Here is a 1,995-nt window from a genome sequence, read left to right as displayed (position 1 = left end):
TGTCTGAACTCACTTGATGCTTGACGCTTTGGCCTCGGATGATGCTTGACACTCCTAGCCGATCTTTCGCTTCTTAGTATGCGCCTGGGACTTGATCCGGGTGATCTCCTGGGTGGTGGTCCGGGGCACGATGCGCAGGGGTTCTCCGCTGTCGTGAACGGTGATGTGGGTGTCGTCCACCGTCACCTCCAGGATCTTGCGGGCGTGAATGCGGCCGACCTGGATCTTCTGGCCGACAACCTGGAAGCCTCCGCGGCTGGAGACCACCCGTTGGACGGTCACCGGCTCGGTGGGCGTATGGGGCAGCGGTCCGGCCCGTCGAGCACCACGCAGGGTGACGCATTCGGTCAGGGGGAGCGGGCATGGCACCGTGCGTGTGAGCTGCCGTTGGTCGTTCATGACCTGGGCGGTGATGCCGTCCAGGCGCAAGGTGACGCGCTGGCCGGCCAGGTGCGCGCCGATGCACAACGCGTGGCTGGACAGGCTGACCGTGCCGATCGAGCTGACCAGCCGGTCGATCTCGACCGCCACCAGATCGGCGGTGGTGTCGGTGGGGACGGGATCGAGGCGGGCCGGGCGAGCCTGACCCGAGGCGACCAGCGCGGCCAGGTCTTTGACGCTGAGCCGGGAGGCCACGCTCTTGAGCCTGCCGCCGCTGGAAGTGAACACGTGCAACCGGCTGGTGCTGATCCACACGGTGATCGACATTCCCGCCCGGTCTGGGCCGAGCCAGACCTGCTGCCCGCCGATCGACAGGTTCCCCGAGTCGGGCACGACCCGATCGACCTCGACCGCCTGGCGGGCCAGCGGATCCAGAACGGGCGTGATGATCGGCTCGGATGGCCGCGCGGGTTCGGACGGCTCGGGTGAGGGAGCCGCCTGTTGACCATCGGAGCCGGTGATGGGTGTCAGGCTGGCTGGAAGACGCAGTGGCAGTTCCTGTTCGGCTTGCTCGCGAGTCTTATCGCGCCCGGAGCGGAAGCGGTCGGCGGGAAAGGCCATGTCCAACGCCTGGTGTGGACGGGCGGTGTTGTAGCGCTCGACGAAGGCATCGATCGCGGCTTGGGCGGCGTCCAGGTCGAGGAACGGCAGCGCGCTGGCCAGCAGGTCCCGGCGCACGGTCTGATGGAAGCGTTCGATCTTGCCGGTGGTCGTCGGTGTCCGCGGGGCGGTATGCCGCAGCGTGATGCCGTTCTCCCGACAGACGCGCTCGAACAGCACCTCCCCGGCCTTCGGCCCGCCGAAGCGGCCGGTGAACTGCTTGCCGTTGTCGGTCAGCACCTCCAACGGCACCCCGTAGGCGCGCATCGCGGTCGCGAACGCGGCGCAGACCAGCCGCCCAGTCGGCCGCACAACGGCTGAGGCGATCACGCAGAACCGGGAATGGTCGTCCACCCCGGTGATCAGCTTGACCTCGCTGCCGTCGGCCAGCAGCAGCCCGCCCATGATGTCCATCTGCCACAACTGCATCGGGCCGGGCCGCTCCCAGCGCACATAGTCCTCACGCTTGCGTTTGCGCGTACGCGGGCTGATCAGGCCGTTGCGCACCAACGCCCGGTAGATGCTGGCCCGCGATGGCACCGGCTCCACTCCCCGCCGGCCCAGCTCCCAGCCCAGCGTCCGCGGACCCCATCCCGGATGGGCCCGCCGCAGCTCGCAGATCATCGCCTCGATCGCCGCCGCCGTCTGCATCGGATGCGCCTTGACCCGATGCGAGCGGTCGGCCAAGGCACCCAGCCCGCCCTCGCGATATCGGCGCACCCAGGTATGCACCGACTGCCGCGACACCCCATACCGAGCCGCCACGTCGGTGACCTTCGCCCCCGACAACACCTCGATCACCGCGTGATAGCGCTGCTCCACGACGCTCAACTCCACCAATGCCACCTGAGCCTCCCCCGAAGCGCCGATAACGCCACGAGCAGGCACAGAAGACGATCAAGGTGTCAAGCATCAAGCGAAGCCAGAGTGTCAACCATCAAGCGAGATAGGACA

The 1,995-nt window shown here is 67.7% G+C and carries 1 protein-coding gene; it reads right to left on the bottom strand.

Going from position 1 to position 1,995, the window contains the following annotated elements:
* Positions 1 to 54 precede the first annotated feature (54 nt).
* Complete coding sequence (locus ACFXJ8_RS43985) at positions 55 to 1,872, bottom strand: IS481 family transposase (RefSeq protein ID WP_379651532.1); 1,818 nt, start codon at positions 1,870 to 1,872, stop codon at positions 55 to 57.
* Between the last annotated feature and the right edge of the window lie 123 nt (positions 1,873 to 1,995).

Origin of the sequence: Nonomuraea sp. NPDC059194, assembly GCF_042754765.1 — a bacterium.
GTDB lineage: Bacteria > Actinomycetota > Actinomycetes > Streptosporangiales > Streptosporangiaceae > Nonomuraea.
This window is presented reverse-complemented; position numbering and strand designations above follow the sequence as displayed.